The sequence below is a fragment of the Parasaccharibacter sp. TMW2.1882 genome (genome assembly GCF_023337635.1).
GTDB lineage: Bacteria > Pseudomonadota > Alphaproteobacteria > Acetobacterales > Acetobacteraceae > Bombella > Bombella apis.
Window position 1 is genome coordinate 1,164,278 of the sequence record NZ_NWUT01000001.1, and the last position, 22,852, is coordinate 1,187,129.

Below are 22,852 nucleotides of genomic sequence, written 5' to 3' on the forward strand. Positions count from 1 at the left end.
TTTGGCAGAAAGCGGATGGTCAGGTTGCAGGGGGATCAGTGTGATAGCGGGCCCAGTGACAATTTGTTTTAGCTTGCCGTGTCCCAACCGGTCCTGATACGTACTACTTTATGTAATACGGAGTGAAGCCAGTGGAAACGGTCATTATTCGCAAACAGGGAAACTCTGTCGGTGTCACCCTGCCTGCCGAAACGCGTATCCGGCTGGGTCTGGAGGTCGGGCAGGAACTGACACTTGTTGAAATGGCTGACGGCATCAAGCTGGTGAAGCGCAATCTCAAACTGGAACGCCAGATGCAGATGGCGCGTGAAACGTTGCGTGAGCAGGCTGATGTCCTTCAGGAACTGGCCAAGCGGTAATGGCGGATACGCCCGAATTTCTAGAGCCTGATGTGGTGCTGTTCATGCACGATCAGGCCCTGAAGGAATACGGCGGAACCCATGGAATCAAAAGTGAAGACCTGCTGCACAGTGCGTTGGCCCGTCCAGAAAACCGCTGGCACTATGCGGAATCCGATCTGCCGGACACCGCGACTTTAGCGGCCGCATATGCTTATGGTATCGCCCGTAATCATCCCTTCAATGACGCCAACAAGCGAACAGCCTGGAGCTGCTGCATCCTTTTTCTTCGGCTGAATGGACGCTTGTGCAGGTTAGCGCCCCGGAAGCCGTCGAAACCATGGTTGCCCTTGCATCTGGCGCAATGGAGGAAAACGCGTTCGCAGTCTGGCTTAGGCAGCACTTTCAAGACTAAAAAATTACATGTTTTCGATACCGGACCAGATTTCCCCATGAGCATCCCCCCCCGCACGACCTCCCTGTCCTCCATGATCTGGCAGGTAGCTGATCTTCTACGCGGGGATTTCAAACCCGCAGAATATGGGCGCGTCATTCTGCCTTTCACCGTCCTCCGCCGCCTCGACGCCGTATTGATCCCCACTCGGGACAAAGTGCTAAAGGAAAAGGCGAAGTGGGAAAGCAAAGGCATCGATCCGATGCCGTTCATGGAAAAAGCCGCCGGTTTGAAATTCGTGAACACGTCTGACTTTACCCTGAAAGACGTGCTGGGCGACCCGGACAACCTGACCCAGAACCTTTCTGCCTACATCAATGCCTTTTCGCCTGCCGCGCGCGACATCTTCGATCATTTCCGCTTCACCGAGCAGACAGACCGCCTGGCAAAGGCCAATCTGCTCTATCTGGTTCTGGAAAAATTCGTAAGCTTCGACCTCAGCGACAAGGCTGTCGATAACCACCAGATGGGGCAGGTGTTCGAGGAACTGATCCGCAAGTTCTCCGAAGCCTCCAATGAGACGGCGGGGGAGCACTTCACCCCGCGCGAAGTCATCAAGCTGATGGTGAACCTGATCTTTGCCGAGGATGACGACCTGCTGACCCCCGGCAACCCGGCCGTGCGCACCATCTATGACCCCACTGCAGGCACCGGCGGCATGCTCTCGGTTGCGGAAGAATTCCTGCTTGACCATAACCCGGATGCGCGCCTGACCATGTTCGGGCAGGAACTGAACTCGGAATCCTATGCCATCTGCAAGGCTGACATGCTGATCCGCAATCAGGATGTCAGCAATATCCGGCTTAGCAATACGCTTTCTGATGACGAACTGGCGGATTACAAATTCGACTACATGCTTTCCAACCCGCCCTTTGGCGTGGAATGGAAGAAGGTTGAGAAAGCGGTCCGGGCCGAACATGAAAAGCTGGGTTACGACGGACGCTTCGGTCCCGGCCTGCCCCGTATCTCGGACGGTTCCATGCTGTTCCTGCTCCATCTCGTGCACAAGATGCGTCCTGCAAAGGATGGCGGCGCGCGCTTTGGTATTGTCCTGAACGGCTCGCCCCTGTTCACCGGCGCTGCTGGCTCCGGTGAATCTGAAATTCGGCGTTTCGTGCTGGAAGAAGATCTGGTGGAAGCCATCATCGCGCTGCCGACCGACATGTTCTTCAATACCGGGATCGCCACCTATGTATGGGTGCTGACCAACCGCAAGCCGAAGAACCGCAAGGGCAAGGTGCAGTTGATCGACGCGTCTTCCTTCTGGCAGAAAATGCGCAAAAGCCTTGGTTCCAAGCGCAAGGAAATGGGGGAGGATGATATTACCCTTGTCACCCGCCTGTTCCGTGATGCGCAGGACGCGCAGCTTGCCACCATTACTGCCGCCGATGACACGCAGATGCACGAAGTCGTGGCCAAGGGTGCGGAACCGCCCCAAGCCCCCGAAGGCGGCAAGGTCAAACTGGCCCCGCTGAGCCGTATCTTACGCAATGAAGATTTTGGCTACCAGACCATCACGGTGGAGCGCCCACAGCGTGACGAGGATGGCAATATCGTCCTTGGTCAGCGCGGCAAGGCGAAGGGCAAGCCCGTGCCTGACAGCAGCCTACGCGATACAGAAAACGTGCCGCTGAATGAGGATATCCACGCCTATTTTAAACGTGAAGTCCTGCCCCATGCCCCGGATGCATGGATTGACGAGGCTAGGACAAAGATCGGCTACGAAATCCCGTTCAACCGGTATTTTTATGTGTTCGAGCCGCCGCGTCCGCTTACGGAGATTGATGCGGACCTGAAGGATGTGACCGCGAAAATCATGGCGATGCTTGGGGAGCTTTCGGTATGAGTTTTCCGAAGTATCTAGCGTATAAGGATAGTGGGGTTGAGTGGATTGGGGAAATCCCGACTAAATGGCGCCTTGTTCCATTAAAATCAGCGGCACGCTTTGTAGGCGGTGGAACGCCTTCAAAAGATAATCTACAGTATTGGAACGGTTCGATTCCATGGGTATCACCAAAAGACATGAAAAGCGACGTAATTGTCGATACAGAAGATCATATTACTGACAAAGCAATTTCTGAAACTGCCACTCAGATAGTCCCCTCAGGGAATGTGCTGCTTGTTGTACGATCAGGCATTTTGAGACATACAATACCGGTTGCAATCAACGCGATGGAAGTTGCATTAAATCAGGATATGAAATGCATAATAATAAATCATAAACTATACGATGTTCATTATATTTTTAGATTAATTCAAGGAGCGAATTCGGCACTTTTGCCTCTGTGGTCAAAACAGGGAGCGACAGTGGAGAGTCTAGAATTTGATTACATTTCCAATACTGTGTTTCCACTTCCACCCCTCTCTGAGCAGCAGGAAATAGCCAGCTTTCTGGACCGTGAGTGTGGGAAGATTGATACCCTGATTGCCGAACAGGAACGGCTGATTGCCCTCCTTGCGGAAAAGCGTCAGGCCGTCATCTCCCACGCTGTCACAAAGGGCCTGAATCCCAATGCCCCCATGAAGGACTCAGGCACTCCATTGATTGGGATGGTACCAAACAGGTGGAAATGCTGTCGCCTACGTTTTGTGGCTGAATTTAATCCTTCAAAAACTGAAATATCTAATTTCCCATTTACAGAGGAAGTATCATTTCTCCCAATGGAGTCCATTGGTAATGACGGTTCGATTGATCTAAGCCAACAGCGAAAAATTTCTGATGTGCTAAATGGTTATACTTATTTCAGAGATGAGGATGTTATTTTTGCAAAAATTACCCCCTGCTTTGAAAATGGAAAAGGGGCGTTAGTAAAAGGACTACTAAAGGGTATTGGTTTTGGGACAACAGAACTTGTAGTAGCTCGTGCTATCTCTTCGTATGTTATACCAGACTATCTCTTTCTCTTTTTTCAATCATATGTTTTCAGACAACCAACTGAAGCTTCAATGTATGGGGCTGGTGGTCAAAAACGAGTTTCTGAACAATTTGTTCGAAATTTCACAATTCCTCTTCCCCCCCTTCCTGAACAGCAGGCAATTGCCAACTGGGTGCAGCACGAATGTGGGAAGATTGACGCTCTGATTTCTGAGCAAAAAAATATGTTTTCTCTTCTCAAAGAACGCCGCGCAGCCCTCATTTCAGCCGCCGTCACCGGCAAAATTGACGTCCGCAACCAGAACAAGGACAACGCAGCATGATCGATACAAAAGGCCGCTCTCTGGAACTTTTCTATATCGACGGTCATCCAGATGGTATGGTGACGGCCGAACTGTTCAACTGGACGGGGCATGTGTTCGTTACGCCCCGTACTCGACTAGCTGAAGCTTTGCAGCGTGAAGAAGCTGGATATGCGGGTGTGTACCTTTTGCTTGGCGAATATGATGGAGGGGCGTTTGCTTACATAGGCGAAGCAGAAGACCTTCGAGCACGTATGAAAACTCACGCCAGTTCAGAAAACAAGGATTGGTGGGAAACTGCTGTTTTAGTATCTGCTAGCGCAAACCGTTTGAACAAAGCACATGTAAAATATCTTGAAGCACGTATGATTTCCATAGCGAAGGAGATCGGGCATACGCCGCTGCAAAATAGCACAACCCCGTCTTTACCAGGATTGACCGAAGCAGATGTGGCAAAAATGGAAGCTTTCCTTGCCAATCTTATGGTCGTTTTACCAGCAATTCGTGTTGATATGTTTATTCAAAGGAGTCGACCTGCCGGTTCTACAGCAGCGGCTTCTTTAATGCCAAGACCTGAATCCGCTCCCGCTGAGCAAAACTTGTCTTCACAATTTGTTCTGAATTATCCGAAATATAATATCCAGGCACATGCCATGCTTCAGAATGGCGAATTTATTGTACAGGCTGGTTCTGGTGCCTTCCGGCAATGGCAAGGCACAGAAAATCATAGTTATCGTCCATTATTTGAAGAACTCCTGCGTGGCGGTGTGATTGCGCCGGACGGCGATATAGCGAAATTTGTTAAAGACTATGCTTTCTCCAGTCCAAGTGCAGCGGCAGCAATGGTGTATGGAAGAGCCGCGAATGGTCCGGAATGTTGGCACGAGGTTACTCACAATATCACATATCGTGAGTGGGAAGCCCGACAACTGGCGACTGTCGTGTCAGAGGATGACTGAAACATGACCGACCTTCACAAGGAACACCATCTGGAATCCGCAATCTGCGACTATCTCGGCCGTTCCGGCTGGCTGTATGAGGAAGGGTCTGCCAGCCGCTACGATGTCGGCCTGTCCCTGTTCCCCGAAGATCTGCTGGCATGGGTGCGTGAGTGCGAACCGGATGCGTGGCAGACACTGGAAAAGACACACGGCGCAGCAGCAGGGACCGTGCTGTGCCAGCGTGTGCGCGATGCCCTGAACACGCGGGGCGCGCTGGTTGTCCTGCGTGACGGGCTGGACATTATCGGGCTGACAAAAACGCTGAAAATCTGCCAGTTCTGCCCGGCGCTGACGATGGACCCGCATCTGCAACATTGTTACGATGCCAATCGCCTGCGCGTGGTGCGCCAGGTGCGCTATTCAGCCAGTAATGGCAACGAACTGGATCTGGTGCTATTTCTGAACGGCGTGCCCGTGGCCACGGCGGAACTGAAGTCAAACTATACCCAGTCGGTTCAGGATGCGGTGGAGCAGTACTCCACCGACCGCTTGCCCAAACCACCGGGCAAACCGGCAGAACCGTTGCTCTCGGTCCCCGGTGGGGCTGTGGTGCATTTTGCGGTCAGCAACAGCGACGTGATGATGTGCACGCATCTGGATGGTGCGCACAGCCGTTTTCTGCCGTTCAATCAGGGGAACGATGGCGGGGCAGGCAACCCCAGCACCACGGCCTATCTGTGGCGTGAGGTATGGCAGCCAGCCTCATGGCTGGACATTCTGGGCCGCTACATCATCCCGGTGAAGAAGAAGGGAAAGATCACGGGTTGGATCTTTCCACGTTATCACCAGCTTGCCGTCACACGGCTTCTGGTTTCCACCATTCTGGCGGAAGGTCCGGGTCAGCGTTATCTGATCCAGCATTCCGCCGGTTCGGGCAAGACGAACTCCATTGCCTGGACAGCGCATTTCCTGTCCGATCTGCATGACCGGCATAATCACAAGCTGTTCGATACCGTGGTTGTGGTGTCGGACCGGACGGTGCTGGACCGGCAGCTTTCGGAAACAATCGAGAGTTTTGAACGCACGCGCGGCGTGGTGGCCTCCATTTCCGGCAATGGTGGCAGCAAAAGCCAGGAACTTGCCGAAGCCCTGCATGCGGGCAAGAAAATCATCATCTGCACGATCCAGACCTTTCCCTTTGCGCTGGAGGAAATCCGCCAGCTTGCAGCAACCGAGAGCAAGCATTTCGCCGTAATCGCGGATGAAGCCCATTCTTCCCAGACCGGCACATCAGCCAGCAAACTGAAGGCCGCCCTTTCAGCAGGAGAGCTGGCAGAACTTGCCGATGGCGGGGAGGTCAGCACGGAAGACCTGCTGGCAGCGGAAATGGCACAGCGGCCTGCTGCGGATGCGGGCATTTCCTTTATCGCCTTCACCGCCACGCCCAAGGCCAAAACGCTGGAACTGTTCGGGCGTCTGCCGCACCCCGACCAGCCCAAGGAGGAGAATAACAAGCCCGAAGCATTCCACATCTATTCCATGCGCCAGGCGATTGAGGAGGGCTTCATCCTTGATGTCTTGCAGAATTATGTATCATGGAAACAGGCCTTTCGCCTGAGCCAGAACGGTCAAATTCTGGATGAGACGGAAGTCGAGGCTTCGGAAGCCAAGAAGGTGCTGATGAAGTGGGTGCGGCTGCACCCGACCAATATCGCCGCGCGTGTTCAGATCGTGGTGGAGCATTTCCGCCAAAATGTGCAGCCGCTACTTGGCGGCAAGGCACGGGCCATGGTGGTAACAGCCAGCCGCAAGGAAGCAGTGCGCTGGAAGTTGGCGATGGATCGCTACGTTAAGGAAAAACATTATCCGTTCGGGCTTCTGGCCGCGTTCTCGGGCGAGGTGGATGACCCAGAAAGTGGCCCGGAGCCATTTACGGAAAGCAACATCAATCCTGCCCTGAAGGGGCGCGACCTGCGGGGGGTTTTTGCCAAAGACCCGTGGCGAATTCTGATCGTGGCCAACAAGTTCCAGACCGGGTTCGATCAGCCTTTGCTGTGCGGCATGTATGTCGACCGGAAGCTCGGTGGCATTCAGGCTATCCAGACGCTCTCGCGGCTGAACCGTTGCTATCCCGACAAGGACATGACCTTTGTGGTGGATTTCGAGAACGACCCCGAAGATATCCTCAAGGCATTCCAGCAATATTACACCAAGGCCGAACTGGCCGACCTCAGTGATCCGAACTGCGTGGTAAACCTGCGCCACAAGCTGGATGATGCCGGGTTATACGATCAGCCGGAAGTAGATCGCGTAGCCCATATCCTGACAAATCCGAAAGCAACGCAGCAGCAGCTTGATGCGGCCATTGTACCGGTCAGCTCCCGCGTGTTGGGCCGGTATCGCGAAGCCCGGAAGCTCTTTCAGGACGAGCCGGAAGGTTCGCATGACCGGCAGGAGGCAAAGGAACGGATTGATGATCTGATCCAGTTCCGGAGCGATCTGGCATCCTATATGCGGATGTACGAGTTCTTCAGCCAGATGCTGAATTACGGCAATCCGGATTATGAAAAGCTGTATCTTTTTGCAAAAATGCTCTGGCCACTGCTGAAATTCGACCGTGAGCGCGAGACGGTCGATACAACCACCCTGCGCCTGACGCATCATCGTATGAAGGATCTTGGCAAGCAGAAGCTGGGGCTGAAGAACGAAGCCGGAGAGGGGCTAGAACCCATAAAGGAGGCGGGTTCAGGGCAACCGCAGGACAAGGCGAAGGTTCAACTCTCTCGTATTATCGAAGCCATCAATAATCTGTTCGAAGGTGATCTGACGGACGGAGATAAGGTGGCATTTGTTACGGGACTGGAAACCAAACTGGTAGAATCGAAAAAATTGCGCGAACAGGCTCAGGCCAATACCAAGGATCAGTTCGCCAATTCACCTGATCTCCAGGAAGAAGGGATGAATGCGACCATCGAGTTGATGGACGCACATGAGAAGATGGGCAAACAGATGCTCAATGATAATGCCCTACTGCGCACAGTTATTGCCGCCATCGTAAAACAGGGGGGGTTATGGGAGGAATTGCAGGAATAGCCAGACTGGGATGATTTCTATCCCTCCTTCCTTTATTATTTAACTAAACATTAAGGAAGCATAAGGAACTTACGATATTTATTTGAAAGATTTTGAACTGCATCGCGTCCAAAAATTGTTCCATAAAGAACATTGACACATTTTTGTACCGCTTGCTCCAATTGATTTTTTAAATCCTTACTGTTTGAAGCGTAATCATATGCAGATAAATATCCATTTTTCATAAAATTTATTCTCCTCAATACATACCCAATATCTTTATCTTGTGATATTAACCATGAAATGTCATGATATTCTGAAATGGATTTTTTTATCTCCCTTATTTGCTCAGGAGACACATAAAAATAACACTTCCCATTCTCCTGCCTAGCCAATGCCATCCCAAGAAAATCTACTGGTTGTGATGGAGAATATATATGACTCTTTTCTTCACTCAATTCATGACCAATAATTTTTAATTCTTCTTCAACTTTTTTCCTTGCTTCTATACATTGAGATTCGGTGTCAGTGAAAATAAGTAGGTCATCCGCATAGCGCACCATTGAGTATTGCGCTCCAACAACTCTATCAAAATCTTTTAAAACAAAATTGCTGAGTATGGGAGATAACGGCATCCCTTGTCGAAGACCTCTCCCTCTCTGAATGCCATTCTGAATAGTGGCTTTTCGGATTTTTTCACTACTTTCAGCGACTTCGCACTGGATTGCACCCAAAACCAAGGGTGTCAAAGATCTTAATTTAAATTGCCGCGAAAATTTTTCAGCTAATTCTTTGCGATTAATGCGGTCAAAAAATTTAGCTATATCTGCTTTAAAAACCCACGGCTTTTTCTCACGAAGCGCACAGGCAGCTTTTTGCGCCCCTCTAACGCCACGGTTCTGATTTTCTGTATTTCTTATAAAGCCATAACTGACAGGATTAATAAGTCCCAATTTTTCCGCCTGCTCCTCGATTTTATTGACGAGGGCACGCTGCACTATCCGATCAGATAACGTAGGAATACAGATTAATCTCAATTTTTTAGGATCAGTTTTGGGTATTGCCACCCCCCGCAACAGACTAAATTTATATCCGTCGCGAATATTACTTTGAATTTCACGCAGACGATTCATACGTTCATTTTTGAAAGTAGTAGCAGATACCCCATCAACCCCAGGAGTAGTCTTCGCCCCCTTTTTTCTCCAAATTTGCTTCCATGCGAATTCAAGTCTGGAGAGAGATGCCAATTCTTGCCGAGCTGACTGACTCAAAATCACTTCCCATCAAAAGGAAAGGGCACTGCCTCGCTTGCTTCATATAGCCCCAGCAAGCGAGGCGACTGCTGCCAGATGGTTTTCGACCATCATTGACCACGGACGCCTTGCCATCAGACTGGCGAGACGGATCGGCTTTGCCGTTTCTGGCGCTTCCACATCCGCTAACCTCGGCATCCTTCCCGGCAACAGAATTCCAGCTAAGTTCGGCTGTCATCCCATCACTCGTGGTTGGCGCAAGACCATTCACCCCCAATATAATATACCCCAAGAGGGCGGCAAGTACAAGCCCAAATCGACGGTGCCTACCAGACACCCTATGGGTTCCCCGCGCCCTGATCCTGTACCCGTGCATATGCTTACCAGCTCCTTTTTGACCGACTGTTAAATCGGAGGGCTTCAGGAGCTTGCGATTAACCCGTCTGCCAGATGGTTTTCGACCATCATTGACCTCGGACGCCTTGCCATCAGACTGGCGAGACGGATCGGCTTTGCCGTTTCTGGCGCTTCCACATCCGCTAACCTCGGCAATCTTCAAACTAAGCCATCGCCACATACGACGGAATCAGACCAAGAGGTCCATAGCCGACTAAATGTCAATGCCACAGTTAGATCAAAAACAAAAGAAAAAACTGGAAATTGTGTATGCTGCCTTGGTTAATCACATAACCTTAGACGCATGGCATGCTAAGAAAAAATAAACTTAATCAGCATTGCGAGTAGCGTCATGCCACCGAGCAGAATCAATGTAGCCAACATACCGATGCCGCGACGTCTGGGCCGTGGTGCACGCTTCCGTGCAGGTTGTGGGACAGGCTGAATACCAGCTTTCTGATCCAGCCAAGCATCAAGGTCAGCGATTCGGAACCTTACGTCGCGAATCCCATATGTAACAGAACGGGGCCCTCGGCCCATCCATTTCAAATTCCGCAACCGACCCGGACTGATGCCCAGATATTCTGCCGCCTGCACGTATGTCAGGACAGCGGGCCTCATACCTTCAGGAAGTTCGGACGCCATCACTCTGCTACAAAATTATCAACGAAATTTCTGGGCGAGGCAGCCAGAAATGTCATTGTTTCGGCCTGAGCCATTGAGCCAATTTTGAGCCAAATGGAGGGAGATACCCCGTGACAAGCAGTGACATCCAGTTATATAAAAGTGGCGGAAGTCAGGGATTTTCTGCAAAATTCCAAGGTAAGTCATAGCATTCCTTCCGCCCTTTCACGGCGGCAACACGGGTTCGCATCCCGTACGGGACGCCACATCTTCTTCCACATGAGAAGAGAACAATGTGGCCTTTCATGGGCTATCTCCCATAAATAACGGATTACGTTGCCGGGGGCCAAGCTCTCCGGACCAGTTGAGCCGCCATGAGGCGGGGACACCCTCCCATCAGCCTTTGTGCCGATACGGATCAGCCGTCCCCCTCACCCCAGAAACACCCCCTCGACCTCCAGCAGCAGCTCTGCCCGGCAGATGTCGGCAATGAAGAGCGGGGACTGCTCCAGCGGGCACTGGAAGGCCCGTGAAATACCCTCCCGCACGACCGCTGCATCTTCAGGATGACGGACATAGAGCTTCATGCTCTCAAAGCGCCCTGCTTCAAGACGGGGAAAACGTTTCCGGGCCGCATCAAGCAATGAATTGATTGTTTCAATCGTGACAGAGAGCTGCTCCTCCACCGTCGTCCCGACGGATTCATGTCCCCGGATGCTCGCCGTGCCGGAGAGATACAGAGCTGTCCGATCTGGTCCTTCCATGACGGTGGCACGGGCAAAGGACGGTGAACGCCGCCCATAACGGGGCGGGTAATGATAGGCAGGAAGCTGGCTGGGATTCTCCAGATTGACACCACCCACATGACGATGGGCGATCAGGAAGACAGCCACACCACCGGAAGAGAGGCCAATGCCCGTGGCCGCAGGCAGCTCACCCAAACCGATGCTCATGGCTTCAAACGCCTGGGAACGACCACTACAGAAATCCCGATACCGTTCCTCACCCCGGGCATTGTCCTGATTGATGGCCCCCAGATAATTCCACATCCGATAGATGTGGCCAAAACCCTTGCCCCGCGCCAGGCCGATCAGCCGTTCGTAACTGGTCTGCACCGCCTCGCAGAGCTCCGGCTGGTCTTCCACCCAGAAGGCAGCGAAAAGCAGATCACCTTCTGCACTCCAGCCGATCCCCTGTTCCAGCCCTGCCTGCCGGCCTCTGGCAGCCTGTTCGTGCCGGGTCTCACCCGATAGGGATGCTGGACACCACTGTTCGCAGGTCGCCGGCAAAGGCCCGGGCAATGTCATGTAGACACGACCATTCCGCACATCCAGCCCACCACTGGCCCCTCCATAGCAGATCGTGGCCAAGGGGGATGGCCCCGCTCTCTCTGGTTCAGAATGATAGACTGGCAGCAATACCATCATGTTTCAGGCCATCCCCTGCAAATTCACCCATCTGCCCGTGTCTTAAGCGAAAGCCCAGCCAGATGACAGGCCTTAATGGCCAGCCAGAAACCTGCCATTCATTTCAGGTCCTTCCGCATGAAAACGGCACGGCCAGCCATGAAATTCTGCTTCAGGGTGGAATGGTCATAATGCCGGATGACGAGACGGCGGATGATCATCTCCACAGCAAAGAAAACGACCGCTGCAAGGCCTGTTCCTCCCTCAAGAGGCCAACGCCATGCCCTCTCATGTGGTGCCCAGAGCCACAACATGAGAGGGGCCAGCAGGGCAAGAGTGAAAAAAATGCTCCATGCCCATGTCACACCCACCGTATAACGCTGCACATCCGCCCGCAGGGGAGTCCCATGCACGGCCCCGGCCAGCCGGGTCACCAATGGGACCTGCCCCCGCCTGAGAGAGCGGACAAACAGCCACAGCATCCCCCACAACATCAACCCGTAAATGGCCAGCTGGTCACACACTCTGGACAGGGCCGGAGCATACCACCCCAGTACCCCTGCAACAGGTACGAACACGAACCAGCCCGGATGCCGTCCGGACAGCAGAGCGGCCAGCTGCATCATCAGGCCAAGACAGACACAGCCTGCGGACCAGCCAGCACTTTCCGGCACCAGACTGACCAGCCCAACACCCCCGAGCAGCAGGACCAGCCGCCATGACCGGGTTGCCCACCTCTTGCTGAAGGATAAACCCGATGCTAGACTGTGATAGACCTTCCCTATCATCAATGGATTAACCTCTTAGTGACGACAGTTTCCGCTTCTCACGATCAGACGCCTCTGGAACGTGAATTGGCTGCCCATTTGACAGAGGCCGTCCAGCTGGACATGGATCCCCTGGACATTGATCCCGAAATGCCCCTCTTTGGTGAAGGGCTGGGGCTGGATTCCATCGATGTGCTGGAAATAGCCCTCATGGTCAACACACAATACGGGATCAAGCTGGAATCACATGATGATGACAACCGCAAGATCTTTCACTCCCTCCGGTCTCTTGCACACCATATCAGCACACACCGTCCGGGCTGATGCCTGCCCTGCCTGATCTGTCCCTCATCACGACGCCGGGCCGCCCCGTCTTCCATACGGCTGCGGGGCCTCTGTGCGGCACGCAGCTTCTGTCCCATGCCTGGGCATTGGCCGAGCGGCTGCCAGAGCGCCCCATCATCAACCTGCACACCAATCTGGTCCAGTTCACGCTCGTCTTTCTGGCCGCCATGATGAAGGGACAGTATTGCCTGCTCTCCAGCAATCATGCCGTTTCCCAGCTCATGGCCCTGCAACAGGCCCATGGAGCCCTCTGCACGGGGCCGTCCCTGCCTGAATCCCTGGCCAGCCTGACCCTGCCCCCCCTTGCCGAACTGACATCATCCCGTCAGGACAACATCCAGCTGCCTGCGGGGCACGAGGCAGCGCATGTCTTTACATCCGGCAGTACCGGGCAGGCCAAAGTCCATAAAAAACGCTGGGGAGAACTGGTTGCCCGCAGCCATGCTGCCCTGCCCCTTCTGGCACCATCCCGTCCAGACGGGACAACCCTGCTGGGTACCGTACCCCCCTACCACATGTACGGTTTTGAGACACTCATCCTGCAAAGCCTGCATACACCAACCGCCACAGCCAGCGGCCCCTGCTTCTTCCCCGGGGATGTGGAAAAGCTGCTGGACAGCACGCCATCTCCCCACACGCTCATCACCACCCCCATCCATCTGCGCTCTCTCACGACGGCCAGAGCCAGACTGCCTGGGCTGGAACGCATCATCTCGGCATCTGCTCCACTCCCCCGGGAACTGGCTCTGGAAGCTGAAGAACGCTTCCATGCGCCGGTCATGGAAATTTATGGTGCCACCGAGACTGGTTCCATCGCCAGCCGCCGGACTGTCAGCCCCGATCCGTGGCAGCTCTATGACGGGCTGACCCTGACAGCCGACCCGACTGATGACCAGACCCATATCTGCATGGCTCCCCATGCCACGCCACATCCTCTGAATGATGTCATCACCATGCAGGGGGACCGCCATTTCCATCTGGTCGACCGCAAGGGGGACCTGCTCAAGATCGCTGGCAAACGAACCTCCTACGGAGCACTCAACAAGGCCCTGCTCCAGACGGATGGCCTCCTGGACGGCTGCTTTGCTCCCCTGTTCAGCGAGGAAGACCTGAAGGAAGACCAGCCCGAACCGACACGCCTGCAGGCCTTCATCGTTGCGGGAACCGAGGTGACCACCACAGCCATCATGCGGGCCCTCCGCCAGCATGTGGACCCGGTCTTCATGCCACGACGGCTTGTCCGCCTCTCCCGCCTGCCCCGCAACCCTGTCGGCAAACTGACACGGCAGGCACTGGAAGGTCTCATCCGGGACCATGCGGAGAAACGGGCCCATCCACCTTTTTCCATCCCGGCCAGCCATCCGGCCCTGCCCGGCCATTTTCCCGGTAACCCCACCGTACCGGGCATTACCCTGCTGGAACGGATATTCACCCTGCTGGAGCTGGACGTCCGTACGATCAGCACCGTGAAATTTCTCTCCGTCGTCCGGCCGGGCGACCCCATGCAACTGCTTTCCAGCGCTCTGGGCAATGGACAGATACGCTTCACCCTCCATCACCTTTCCGGCCCCCTGAAAGGAACCGTCATTCTCCGGGGGCAGGCCGGGAGCCAGCCCTGATGCAGCGCAACACATGGCTCCGCCCGGAGAAAGGCAACAGCCTGACCATCCGGCTGCTGATATGGGTTGCCCTGAATCTGGGATACCGGGTCACCGCCCTGCTACGCTGGCCAGCCACACTCTATTATGCAGCTGTCTATTCCTCGGTCCGCCAGGCCTCGTGGCAGTACCTGTCCCACCTGCACCGTGCCGGCGCACTGCGCCGTCCTCACTGGGGCATGGTGCTGCGCCATATCCACGCTTACAGCACCAATACTCTGGACCGCATATACCTGCTCAGTGGCCGCTTCCCACGGGAAAACATCCACATCACCGGGCAGGACATCCTCCATGAAGCCCTGCACCAGAACAGGGGATGCATCATCATGGGGGCGCATATCGGATCATTCGATGCCCTGCGCCAATGCGGCCTGAATGCCTCTGTTCCGTTCCGCATGCTGATGTATCGCCGCTTCATCGGGGCCACATCCCGTTTCATTGAGGCCCTGGCACCGGGCTTCAATGCCGACATCATCGAGCTGGGGCAGCCAGACAGCATGCTGGCAACCCTCAAGGCCCTGCGGAACGGTGAATTCATCGGAATTCTGGCAGACAGGGCCCATGATGGTGGCCGCTCCATACCCATCCGCTTTCTGGGCGAGGAAGCTCCCATTCCCGCAGGTCCATTCCATCTGGCCAGACTGACCGGCGCACCGGTTGTGCTCGTCTCCGCCATAAGGCAAAAAAATGGCACCTACCATATTGCCTGCACAAGTCTGGCTGATACTCTTCTCCCGGAAACAGAGCCAGCCCCCGCACGGGAGGCGCTGCTCTCCCCCATGCAGGCTTATGTCCGCTGGATGGAAGAGCTGTGCCAGCGCCATCCCTACGCATGGTTCAATTTCTTTGATTTCTGGGAAAAAGGCCTCTGACATCATGAAATGCCTGCCCCTCTTCCTCCTTGTGCTGCCCCTCTTCTGGCGGGAGGCACAGGCAGACACTGCGGCCATGTCGCCTCCTGCCGCCAGTGCCATCACCTCGCCCACCGCAGAGGAGGAGGCTCTGGCTGTCAACATCCTGCACCACATTGGTCTGGTCTCGCAGAGGGAAAACCACTTCACGGAGACACGCCAGCTGCACGCTCTCAAAGTGCCACTTCACAGCGAGGGAACACTCCGTTTCATTCCCCCCGATCGGGTGGAAAAACTCACCCTCACCCCTGTGCAGGACAGTTTCATCATGCAGGGGGACACGGCATGGCTCCGCCATGGCCAGACCCCCGCGCGGGCCGTACCACTACACATGAGCCCGGCGCTGCAGGTCATGGCCGCCACAATCCGGGGGCCGTTGCAGGGAGATGTCGCACTGCTCCAGCAGTATTACACGCTCTCCGCCACGGGTGACATGGGACGCTGGACCCTGACAATGACACCCCGCACACACGACACCGGCCAGATCGTCCGGCTCGTCCAGATACAGGGCCGCAACAACTCGCTGGACAGCCTTCATCTTGTCCTGGCCAATGGCGATGTGACCGATACAGCCATCACCTCACCATGAAACGCCGTCTCCCTCTTCTGCTGGCCCTGCTCGGTGCCATCATGGTGGCGGCGGCAACATTCTCTGCCATCCCCCTCCGCATGGGGATGCAGGCCTTCCTGCCCCGCCCCCATGACGCAGCGTCCCAGTTCCTGCTGGATGAGCTGAACCACGGGCCTACCCAGTCCATCATGATCGCCTCCATCAGGGGCAACGATACGGCCAGCCTGCTCCAGACCGGGCACAGATTCCATGAGGCTCTGGCCGCAACGGGGCAGTTCAGCCTCATTCTGGATGGCCCGGCCTCCCTCTCATGGCAGAAGGACCAGCCGCTTTTTTTCGCCCACCGTTATGGACTGGCCCCTCATGACCGGACACGCCTTTTCTCCCCGGACGCCCTGAAAGCCGATACTGCCCGGCTTTATGACCTCCTCCAGTCCATGGCGGCTCCGCTGGTGGAGGATATCGGACTGAAAGACCCAACCGGCGCCTATGCCGACTATCTGGCCAGTCTGGAAAGCAGCACACCCCCCGCCAGCCTGGATGGCCTCTGGCTGACAGCAGACCACCATGCCACGCTCATGCTGCTCCAGCTTCGCCAGCCGACACTCGACCCCGCACAGCTGAAACACCTGCACCAGGCCATCCGGCAGGCTTTCGAGAACAGCAGGCCACCCCATGGCGGGGACTGCCAGCTGCTTCTGACAGGCTCCCCGGCTTTCTCCTTCATCGCCGCCCAGTCCCTCCGCCAGGACATGGACCGCCTCGCCCTTCTCTCCCTTCTCGTTGTGGTCGGCATCCTTTACTGGCGCTTCCGCTCTCTCTGGGTGCTGGCCACACTGGGCGTACCTTTCCTGCTCTCCCTGTCCCTCTCCATGCTGGTAGTCCAGCTCTGTTTCGGCTGGGTTCATGGCATTGCAGTCGGCTTCGGCATGACCATGCTGGGTGTGTCGCTGGACTACCCTGTCCTTCTGCTGGGGCACCGGGACAGGGGGGAAGCCATTCCTGTCGTTCTGGGCCGCATTGGCACCAGCCTGAAACTGGCCACCCTCACGGCCATTGTCGGGCTGCTGAGCATGATCTTCTGTGGTCTGCCCGGCCTCATGGAACTTGGCCTTTTCTCCGCCACCGGGATTCTGACCGCCGCCTGCATCACCATCTGGATTCTGCCCCATCTGGTCACACAGGCTGACCTGGCCGCCCATCATCAGGGTATATCCCCCTCGCTGCTGCGCTGGGAGGCACTCCGCCGTTACCGTGTGCTCTGCCTTATGGTAGCACCTCCCGCCATGGCCGTGCTTCTGCTCCATCCCTTCAGGATCGAAAGACAGGGGGAAATCCTCAACCCCATCCCACCAGCCCTGCTGGAAGTGGACCATCAGCTGCACGAGCAGCTCGGCTCCCCCCAACCTGGTCTGATTGCCGTTGTCCACGCCCCGGACAGTGAACACATCCTGCAACAGGAGGAAGAGCTGCTCGGCCACCTGCCCGCCAGCCAGGACATGGACGATGCGGCCCGCCTGCTGCCCAGCAGAGCCCGCCAGCAGCAGCGGCTGGCCACCCTGCCCGCAGCGGACAGCATCCGGGCCAACCTCCAGACAGCCCTTCAGGCCTCCCCCTTCCAGCCCGAGGCTTTTGCCAACCTGCCAGAGGATGTGGAACAGGCCCGCCATCTACCACCTCTCGGGCTGGACGACATCGCCCATACAGCCGTGGGCCACCGCATCGATCTGCTGCTCATGGCCCGGCATGGTCTGTGGTATGGCCTCATCCTGCCCCGCTCACCTGCGGCATCTGCCTCTCTCGAGCGGCTTCACCAGCAAAAGCCTGACCTGCTGCTCGTCAACATGAAAACAGCCGTGGGAGACCTGCTGCGCCCCTATGTCCGAAAAGCGGCTTTCTGGCTGGCCACAGGGATTGCCGTTGCCCTGCTTACGCTGCTCGTCTGCCAACGCAGCCCGGCCTGCACGGGGCGTCTTGCCCTCACCCTTGGCCTGACAGGCCTGAGCGTGCTGGCCCTGCTGCGCCTTCACGGCCCTGTCTTTTCCATCATCCATATCGTGGCACTGGCCTTCGTGCTGGGTGTTGGCATAGATTACGCCCTCTTTTTCGGCCGCCCCCAGCTTGATGCCGCTGAGCGGACCCGGACACTCCGCACCCTGCTGACCTGCAACATGATGACCGTTCTCTCCTTTGCCATTCTGGCAAGCTGTCAAACCCCTCTCCTGCGGGAGCTGGGTCTCACCATTTCTTCTGGAGCCTTGTTCGCCATGATCTTCAGCTTCCTGCTGATGGGCACCATCCCAACTTCCTCCCAGCAGGGAGACCACGCATGACCGCACTGATCATCACGGCCGGAACAGCCATCAGCGCCATGGGGCGGGGCATGGAAGCCACCCGGACCTGTCTGCTGGAACAGCGCCAGACCCTCCAGCCTGACACGTTCCAGTCTCCGGGGCATGGCTATATCGGGCGCGTTGCCGGTGTGGAAGACCATCAGCTGCCAGGATCCCTGCACCGGTTTGACTGCCGCAACAACAGGCTGGCCGACATGGCCCTGATGACCGATGATTTCATGGAGGCTGTCGCCGATGCCCGGGCCCATTATGGCCGCCATCGCCTTGCCGTTGTCATGGGCACCAGCACATCCGGCATCCTGACAACGGAAAAAGCCTATGCTGCCCGCAAAGACCGGGATGAAGCCCTGCCGCCGGATTTCCCCTATGACGGCACGCAGGACCTCTCCTCCCTGCCACGCTATGTGGCAGCCCGGCTGGATGTCACCGGGCCGATGCTGACAGTCTCCAACGCCTGCGCCTCCTCTACCCGTGCTTTCATTGATGCCGCCCACCTGCTGGCTACCGGTCTCTGCGATGCGGCCATTGTCGGCGGGGCGGACAGCCTCTGCCGCATGACACTCCAGGGCTTTGCCTCTCTCGGGCTGGTCTCGGCCCATCCCACCCGCCCCTGCGATGCCGGGCGCAGCGGTATTTCCATCGGCGAAGCCGCAGGCTTTGCCCTGCTGGAACGGGCCGATGGCCGGCCACGCCCTGCCCGGCCAGCCGGTTACCGTCTCCGCCTTCTGGGATATGGAGCCAGCAGTGATGGCCACCACATGTCCTCACCCGACCCGACAGGCAGCGGCGCCGCTCTCGCCATACAGAAAGCCCTGGCCCGGGCCAGCCTGCCACCAGAGGCCATAGGGTACATCAACATGCATGGCACGGGGACACCGGCCAATGACCAGATGGAAGACAGGGCCATGGCTTCCATCTTCGGCCGGGCCGTTCCCTGTTCCTCCACCAAAGGCTGGTCCGGACACACATTGGGGGCCTCCGGAATTCTGGAGAGCATGATCTGTGCCATAGCCATACAGGACCAGTATCTACCACATTGCATGAACAGTCAGACGGTTGATCCTCTCTTCCAGAGTGATATTCTCCTTGCACCCCGCCACGGCAAGCTGAACTTCGTCATGAACAATTCTTTTGGTTTTGGTGGCACGAACAGCAGTCTCATCTTCGGACCACTGACATGATCATTTCCATCGCAGGTATCGGATGCTGGGGGGACGGCCTGCATGGTTGGGCGGAAGCGAAACCTGTCCTGCGAGGGGACACCCCCCATGACAGAACCAGCCTGACACTGCCCCCACCCGCCAGTCTGCCCGCCAATGAGCGCCGGAGAGCCAGCCAGGTCATCCGGCTGGCCATGCTCTGTGCCGAGGAAGCCTGCCAGCAGGCTGGGTGCCATGCCGGGGACCTGCCTGCCATCTTTGCCAGCTCCAACGGCGATGGTTTCATCATCAACCGTATTCTGGAGTCTCTCGCCAGCCCGGCAGGAGCTGTCTCACCCTCTCTTTTTCACAACTCCGTCCATAATGCGCCTGCCGGATACTGGATGATAAGCCACAAGAGCCACCAGCCTGCCGTCTCACTGGGGCTGCATGACGAAACCCTGCCCGCCGCCCTGCTGAAAGCGGCTGCCGAAGCCCATGCAGAGGAAAAGCCCGTTCTCTTCTGCCTGTATGATGCGCCCATTCCCGGGTCACTCGGCACGGTCAGGCGGACCAGGGGCTCCTTTGGCTGTGCTCTCATCCTGACACCAGGCCGGGACACGTCACTCCAGCTTGCACTGTCCCTGAAAAATGGCAGGGATGTGCGTGACCCTTTTTCCTCCCTGCCTGAAAGCCTGGCAGACATGGCCCGCCACAATCCTGCGGGCCAGATACTGCCCCTGCTGCAGGCCATTGCCTGCGGGCAGGATCAGTCCATTTCCCTGCCCTACGGGGCCAACCATATGACAATTGCGCTGACCCATGCTCAACCGTGATGCCATCCTCCGCCATATCCCCCACCAGGGAGCCAGCTGCCTGCTGGATGCTGCGAACCATTGGGATGAAACACAGCTTGAGGCCACGACCCACCTCCATAACGACCCGGCCAACCCCTACCGGGTGGCGGGCCAGCTGCCCCCCGTCACCGGCGTGGAAATGGCCATGCAGGCGGCTGCCCTGCATGGCGCGCTGACAGCCCATGAGGCACGGCAGGGGTGGCTGACCAGTATCCGGGATGTCCAGATCCACTGTGACCGGCTGGACAATCCCGACTGGCCGCACCTCATCATCACCGTCATCCAGAAGCACCAGGCCCATGGCGGCATGATCTACGATTTCACCCTGCGGACCCCCTCTGCCAGACTGCTGATGGCCGGAACGGGTACCGTCATGCTCCCAACGGAATAAACCACCATGACCCAGTCCCCTCTCCCCTGTGATGTCCTGATCATCGGCGGTGGCCCCGCTGGCAGCACGGCTGCCACCGTTCTGGCCCGACGCGGGCTGGATGTCATCATGCTGGAAAAAAACCAGCATCCCCGCTTCCACATCGGTGAATCCCTGCTGGCCTGCAACCTGCCCATACTGGAGACGCTCGGTGTGCTGGACGATGTCGCAGCCATGGGGGTCTACAAACCCGGAGCCGAATTCGTGACAGATACCGGGGAAGGACGGCTTTCATTCCCCTTCCGTTACGCCATCGACCCGCAGGCAGATCATGCCTATCAGGTTCGCCGGTCAGAATTTGATGAGCTGCTCTTCCGCAATGCCGCCAAAGCAGGCGCAAAGACCTTTGAAAAAACCCGTGTCACGAAGGTCACCTTCCCGACACCGGATGCTCCCCTCGTGGAAGCAAAAACGGATGGAGAAAATCCCCGTTTCTTCACCCCACGATTCATTCTGGATGCGTCCGGCCGGGATACGCTCATGCTCCGCCAGCATGGAAAGAAATACAGCGACCTCCGCAACAACAAGGCCGCCATTTTCAGCCACTTCCGCAATGTCCCCCGGGCAGAAGGCGAAGGAATGGAGGGCTATATTTCCGTCCATCTCGTCAAGGGTGGGTGGTTCTGGATGATTCCCCTGCCGGATGACATCATGAGTGTCGGCTTCGTGGGGGACCATGACAGCTTTAAAAATCACGGTGGCTCGCTGGATACTCTCTTCTGGAAGACCGTACAGTCCAGCCCCAGCGTACGGGAGCGCATGAGCCAGGCGGAAGCACTGGCACCACTCACCACGACCGGCAACTACTCTTACAAGGGGAACAAGGCCTGGGGAGAGCGCTATTTCATCATCGGTGATGCTTTCGGCTTTCTGGACCCCGTTTTCTCATCAGGAATCATGCTGGCCATGCAGGGAGCACTCCGCGGCGCCGATGTTGCCAGCGCCTGGCTGCTTGATCCAGCCCGGGGGCGCAGGGCGGCCCGCAAGGCTGAACGTAAAACAAGACAGGAAATGCGGCTGATCGGCTGGCTCGTCTATCGCATCAACGACCCGCTGCTGCGCTACTTCTTCATGCGGCCAAAGAACAGTCCGCTCCGGATGCGGGATGCCATCATCTCGCTTCTTGCAGGCAACTTCTCGCCCTCATGGCGGATCATGCTCCCCTTCCGGGCCTTCACGGCCATTTTCGCTTTTGCCAAGCGCTTCGGCCGCCAGCAGGGGAAAAACGCCTGATCAGACCGGATCAATCAGTCAACCACTCTGCCGCCACACGCTGCACGTTCTGGCTCAGCCGGTTCAATGCCGAACCATAAAGGCGGGGGACTGACCAGAAAAGCGGCATGGAAGGCCGGTGCGCTGGGGGCAGTTCCACCAGGGCACCGCTGCGCAGATGATGCTCCACAAGCGGCAGAGGATGCATGGCCCAACCAAGACCATGAAGGCAGAGGTCCAGAAACGCTGTGGAAGAACGTATCCAGCAGGCGGGAGCACCCAGCGTGACGCCATACACTGCCTCTGCCCACCGGGCCTGAAACATATCCCGCCGATCGAACCGCAGATAGGGAGCCTTCTGCACGGTTTCGGCCGTCACACCCTGAGAAAAATGCACCCCCATGAAGGACGGGCTGGCGCAGGCCACATAAACCATACGCCCCAGCGAGACCGTTCTGCACCACGGGAGCGGATCGGACGATGCCGTCACAGCAGCCATGACATCCCCGGACCGCAGACGCTCCGCCGTACAGCTCTCATCATCAATGGAAATATCCAGTGTTATGGCAGGGTCCTGCCGGGCAAAGGCCATCATGGCATGAGAAAACCACGTCGTGATGCTGTCTGCGTTGACAGCAAGTTTCACCGTAGCCGGAAGTGTGGCCCCTCTGTCCTGCCAGGCCAGCCGGGCGGCCAGATCACTCTCCAGCACCCTGACACAGTCGAAATGACGGCAGAGCATCGTCCCGAGTTCTGTCAGCCGACATGGCTGCCCACGAATGACCAGAACACCCCCCAGACGTTCCTCAAACCCACGGACACGCTGTGAAACGGCAGACGGTGTCAGCCCGAGTACAGCGGCTGCCCTCTCGAAACTACCTTCCCGCACGACAGCACTAACGGCTGTCAGGGCAGCGTAATCGAACATGATGAAGTTTTCCTTCATT

19 protein-coding genes and 1 tRNA gene are annotated in these 22,852 nt (G+C 56.7%); 15 read left to right on the forward strand and 5 right to left on the reverse strand.

The features are described 5' to 3' along the window. The first annotated feature begins 131 nt into the window (after positions 1 to 131). From CO583_RS05335 to CO583_RS05355, 5 genes are read left to right on the forward strand one after another with little or no spacing between them, the layout of a single operon-like run. Positions 132 to 359, forward strand: a complete 228-nt coding sequence (locus CO583_RS05335; protein ID WP_110094337.1) for an AbrB/MazE/SpoVT family DNA-binding domain-containing protein — start codon at positions 132 to 134, stop codon at positions 357 to 359. After that, a complete protein-coding gene (locus CO583_RS05340; protein WP_248630807.1) occupies positions 359 to 2,638 on the forward strand; it encodes a type II toxin-antitoxin system death-on-curing family toxin in 2,280 nt (759 codons plus the stop codon). The genes CO583_RS05335 and CO583_RS05340 overlap by 1 nt, the downstream gene beginning before the upstream one ends. After that, positions 2,635 to 3,990, forward strand: coding sequence for a restriction endonuclease subunit S (locus tag CO583_RS05345; RefSeq protein WP_249103209.1), 1,356 nt, complete (start codon positions 2,635 to 2,637; stop codon positions 3,988 to 3,990). The genes CO583_RS05340 and CO583_RS05345 overlap by 4 nt, the downstream gene beginning before the upstream one ends. Continuing rightward, the gene (locus CO583_RS05350) at positions 3,987 to 4,928 is read left to right on the forward strand and encodes a GIY-YIG nuclease family protein (RefSeq protein WP_248630805.1); all 942 of its coding nucleotides are present in this window, start codon (positions 3,987 to 3,989) and stop codon (positions 4,926 to 4,928) included. Before CO583_RS05345 ends, CO583_RS05350 begins: the two co-directional genes overlap by 4 nt. Before the next feature lie 3 nt (positions 4,929 to 4,931). Next, positions 4,932 to 8,003: a type I restriction endonuclease subunit R gene (locus CO583_RS05355; protein WP_249103211.1), complete on the forward strand. Its 3,072-nt coding sequence runs from the start codon at positions 4,932 to 4,934 to the stop codon at positions 8,001 to 8,003. Positions 8,004 to 8,053: 50 nt separating this feature from the next. Here the strand turns inward: CO583_RS05355 and CO583_RS05360 are convergent, their stop codons facing one another. Further along, on the reverse strand, positions 8,054 to 9,253 hold the full coding sequence (locus tag CO583_RS05360; RefSeq protein ID WP_248630803.1) for a reverse transcriptase domain-containing protein: 1,200 nt from the start codon (positions 9,251 to 9,253) through the stop codon (positions 8,054 to 8,056). 690 nt (positions 9,254 to 9,943) lie between these two features. Then, positions 9,944 to 10,276 (reverse strand): helix-turn-helix domain-containing protein, encoded by a 333-nt coding sequence (locus CO583_RS05365; protein WP_349292513.1) that lies wholly within the window; start codon positions 10,274 to 10,276, stop codon positions 9,944 to 9,946. A 150-nt stretch (positions 10,277 to 10,426) separates the two neighbouring features. Between CO583_RS05365 and CO583_RS05370 the strand changes: the two genes are divergently transcribed. After that, positions 10,427 to 10,521 (forward strand) — tRNA-Glu (locus CO583_RS05370). Positions 10,522 to 10,686: 165 nt separating this feature from the next. Here CO583_RS05370 and CO583_RS05375 read toward each other — a convergent pair. Together CO583_RS05375 and CO583_RS05380 are read right to left on the reverse strand one after the other, a co-directional pair. Then, a complete protein-coding gene (locus CO583_RS05375; protein ID WP_249103213.1) occupies positions 10,687 to 11,625 on the reverse strand; it encodes a hypothetical protein in 939 nt (312 codons plus the stop codon). A gap of 155 nt (positions 11,626 to 11,780) precedes the next feature. Then, positions 11,781 to 12,452, reverse strand: a complete 672-nt coding sequence (locus CO583_RS05380; protein WP_248630801.1) for a hypothetical protein — start codon at positions 12,450 to 12,452, stop codon at positions 11,781 to 11,783. Between the two features lie 15 nt (positions 12,453 to 12,467). Here CO583_RS05380 and CO583_RS05385 point away from each other — a divergent pair, with 15 nt between their 5' ends. Genes CO583_RS05385 through CO583_RS05425 form a run of 9 tightly spaced genes read left to right on the forward strand, consistent with a single transcriptional unit; the run spans position 12,468 to position 21,926 of the window. Next, complete coding sequence (locus CO583_RS05385; RefSeq protein WP_043561817.1) at positions 12,468 to 12,752, forward strand: phosphopantetheine-binding protein; 285 nt, start codon at positions 12,468 to 12,470, stop codon at positions 12,750 to 12,752. Next, positions 12,752 to 14,392 carry an AMP-binding protein gene (locus CO583_RS05390; RefSeq protein WP_052349227.1) on the forward strand — a complete coding sequence of 547 codons (1,641 nt, stop codon included), beginning with the start codon at positions 12,752 to 12,754 and terminating at the stop codon, positions 14,390 to 14,392. The genes CO583_RS05385 and CO583_RS05390 overlap by 1 nt, the downstream gene beginning before the upstream one ends. Next, on the forward strand, positions 14,392 to 15,303 hold the full coding sequence (locus CO583_RS05395) for an acyltransferase (protein WP_248630800.1): 912 nt from the start codon (positions 14,392 to 14,394) through the stop codon (positions 15,301 to 15,303). The genes CO583_RS05390 and CO583_RS05395 overlap by 1 nt, the downstream gene beginning before the upstream one ends. Before the next feature lie 4 nt (positions 15,304 to 15,307). Continuing rightward, entirely contained in the window at positions 15,308 to 15,931 is a 624-nt protein-coding gene (locus CO583_RS05400) for a LolA-related protein (protein ID WP_086431687.1), read from the forward strand. Next, positions 15,928 to 18,246, forward strand: a complete 2,319-nt coding sequence (locus CO583_RS05405; protein WP_248630799.1) for an MMPL family transporter — start codon at positions 15,928 to 15,930, stop codon at positions 18,244 to 18,246. Before CO583_RS05400 ends, CO583_RS05405 begins: the two co-directional genes overlap by 4 nt. Beyond that, positions 18,243 to 19,448, forward strand: a complete 1,206-nt coding sequence (locus CO583_RS05410) for a beta-ketoacyl-[acyl-carrier-protein] synthase family protein (protein ID WP_248630798.1) — start codon at positions 18,243 to 18,245, stop codon at positions 19,446 to 19,448. The genes CO583_RS05405 and CO583_RS05410 overlap by 4 nt, the downstream gene beginning before the upstream one ends. After that, a complete protein-coding gene (locus tag CO583_RS05415) occupies positions 19,445 to 20,242 on the forward strand; it encodes a beta-ketoacyl synthase chain length factor (protein ID WP_248630797.1) in 798 nt (265 codons plus the stop codon). The genes CO583_RS05410 and CO583_RS05415 overlap by 4 nt, the downstream gene beginning before the upstream one ends. After that, the gene (locus tag CO583_RS05420; protein WP_043561832.1) at positions 20,229 to 20,654 is read left to right on the forward strand and encodes a hypothetical protein; all 426 of its coding nucleotides are present in this window, start codon (positions 20,229 to 20,231) and stop codon (positions 20,652 to 20,654) included. Before CO583_RS05415 ends, CO583_RS05420 begins: the two co-directional genes overlap by 14 nt. 6 nt (positions 20,655 to 20,660) lie before the next feature. Beyond that, positions 20,661 to 21,926: an NAD(P)/FAD-dependent oxidoreductase gene (locus CO583_RS05425; RefSeq protein ID WP_248630796.1), complete on the forward strand. Its 1,266-nt coding sequence runs from the start codon at positions 20,661 to 20,663 to the stop codon at positions 21,924 to 21,926. A gap of 10 nt (positions 21,927 to 21,936) precedes the next feature. On the opposite strand, the gene CO583_RS05430 is transcribed toward CO583_RS05425, so the two are convergent. After that, positions 21,937 to 22,833 (reverse strand): LysR family transcriptional regulator ArgP, encoded by an 897-nt coding sequence (locus CO583_RS05430; RefSeq protein ID WP_154980887.1) that lies wholly within the window; start codon positions 22,831 to 22,833, stop codon positions 21,937 to 21,939. Between the last annotated feature and the right edge of the window lie 19 nt (positions 22,834 to 22,852).

Bases quoted from the DNA above. Each gene is read 5' to 3' on its own strand.
- CO583_RS05340 (WP_248630807.1), top strand. From the start codon at position 359: ATGGCGGATACGCCCGAATTTCTAGAGCCTGATGTGGTGCTGTTCATG.
- CO583_RS05345 (WP_249103209.1), top strand. From the start codon at position 2,635: ATGAGTTTTCCGAAGTATCTAGCGTATAAGGATAGTGGGGTTGAGTGG.
- CO583_RS05350 (WP_248630805.1), top strand. From the start codon at position 3,987: ATGATCGATACAAAAGGCCGCTCTCTGGAACTTTTCTATATCGACGGT.
- CO583_RS05355 (WP_249103211.1), top strand. From the start codon at position 4,932: ATGACCGACCTTCACAAGGAACACCATCTGGAATCCGCAATCTGCGAC.
- CO583_RS05365 (WP_349292513.1), bottom strand. From the start codon at position 10,276: ATGGCGTCCGAACTTCCTGAAGGTATGAGGCCCGCTGTCCTGACATAC.
- CO583_RS05390 (WP_052349227.1), top strand. From the start codon at position 12,752: ATGCCTGCCCTGCCTGATCTGTCCCTCATCACGACGCCGGGCCGCCCC.
- CO583_RS05395 (WP_248630800.1), top strand. From the start codon at position 14,392: ATGCAGCGCAACACATGGCTCCGCCCGGAGAAAGGCAACAGCCTGACC.
- CO583_RS05400 (WP_086431687.1), top strand. From the start codon at position 15,308: ATGAAATGCCTGCCCCTCTTCCTCCTTGTGCTGCCCCTCTTCTGGCGG.
- CO583_RS05405 (WP_248630799.1), top strand. From the start codon at position 15,928: ATGAAACGCCGTCTCCCTCTTCTGCTGGCCCTGCTCGGTGCCATCATG.
- CO583_RS05410 (WP_248630798.1), top strand. From the start codon at position 18,243: ATGACCGCACTGATCATCACGGCCGGAACAGCCATCAGCGCCATGGGG.
- CO583_RS05415 (WP_248630797.1), top strand. From the start codon at position 19,445: ATGATCATTTCCATCGCAGGTATCGGATGCTGGGGGGACGGCCTGCAT.
- CO583_RS05420 (WP_043561832.1), top strand. From the start codon at position 20,229: ATGCTCAACCGTGATGCCATCCTCCGCCATATCCCCCACCAGGGAGCC.
- CO583_RS05425 (WP_248630796.1), top strand. From the start codon at position 20,661: ATGACCCAGTCCCCTCTCCCCTGTGATGTCCTGATCATCGGCGGTGGC.
- CO583_RS05430 (WP_154980887.1), bottom strand. From the start codon at position 22,833: ATGTTCGATTACGCTGCCCTGACAGCCGTTAGTGCTGTCGTGCGGGAA.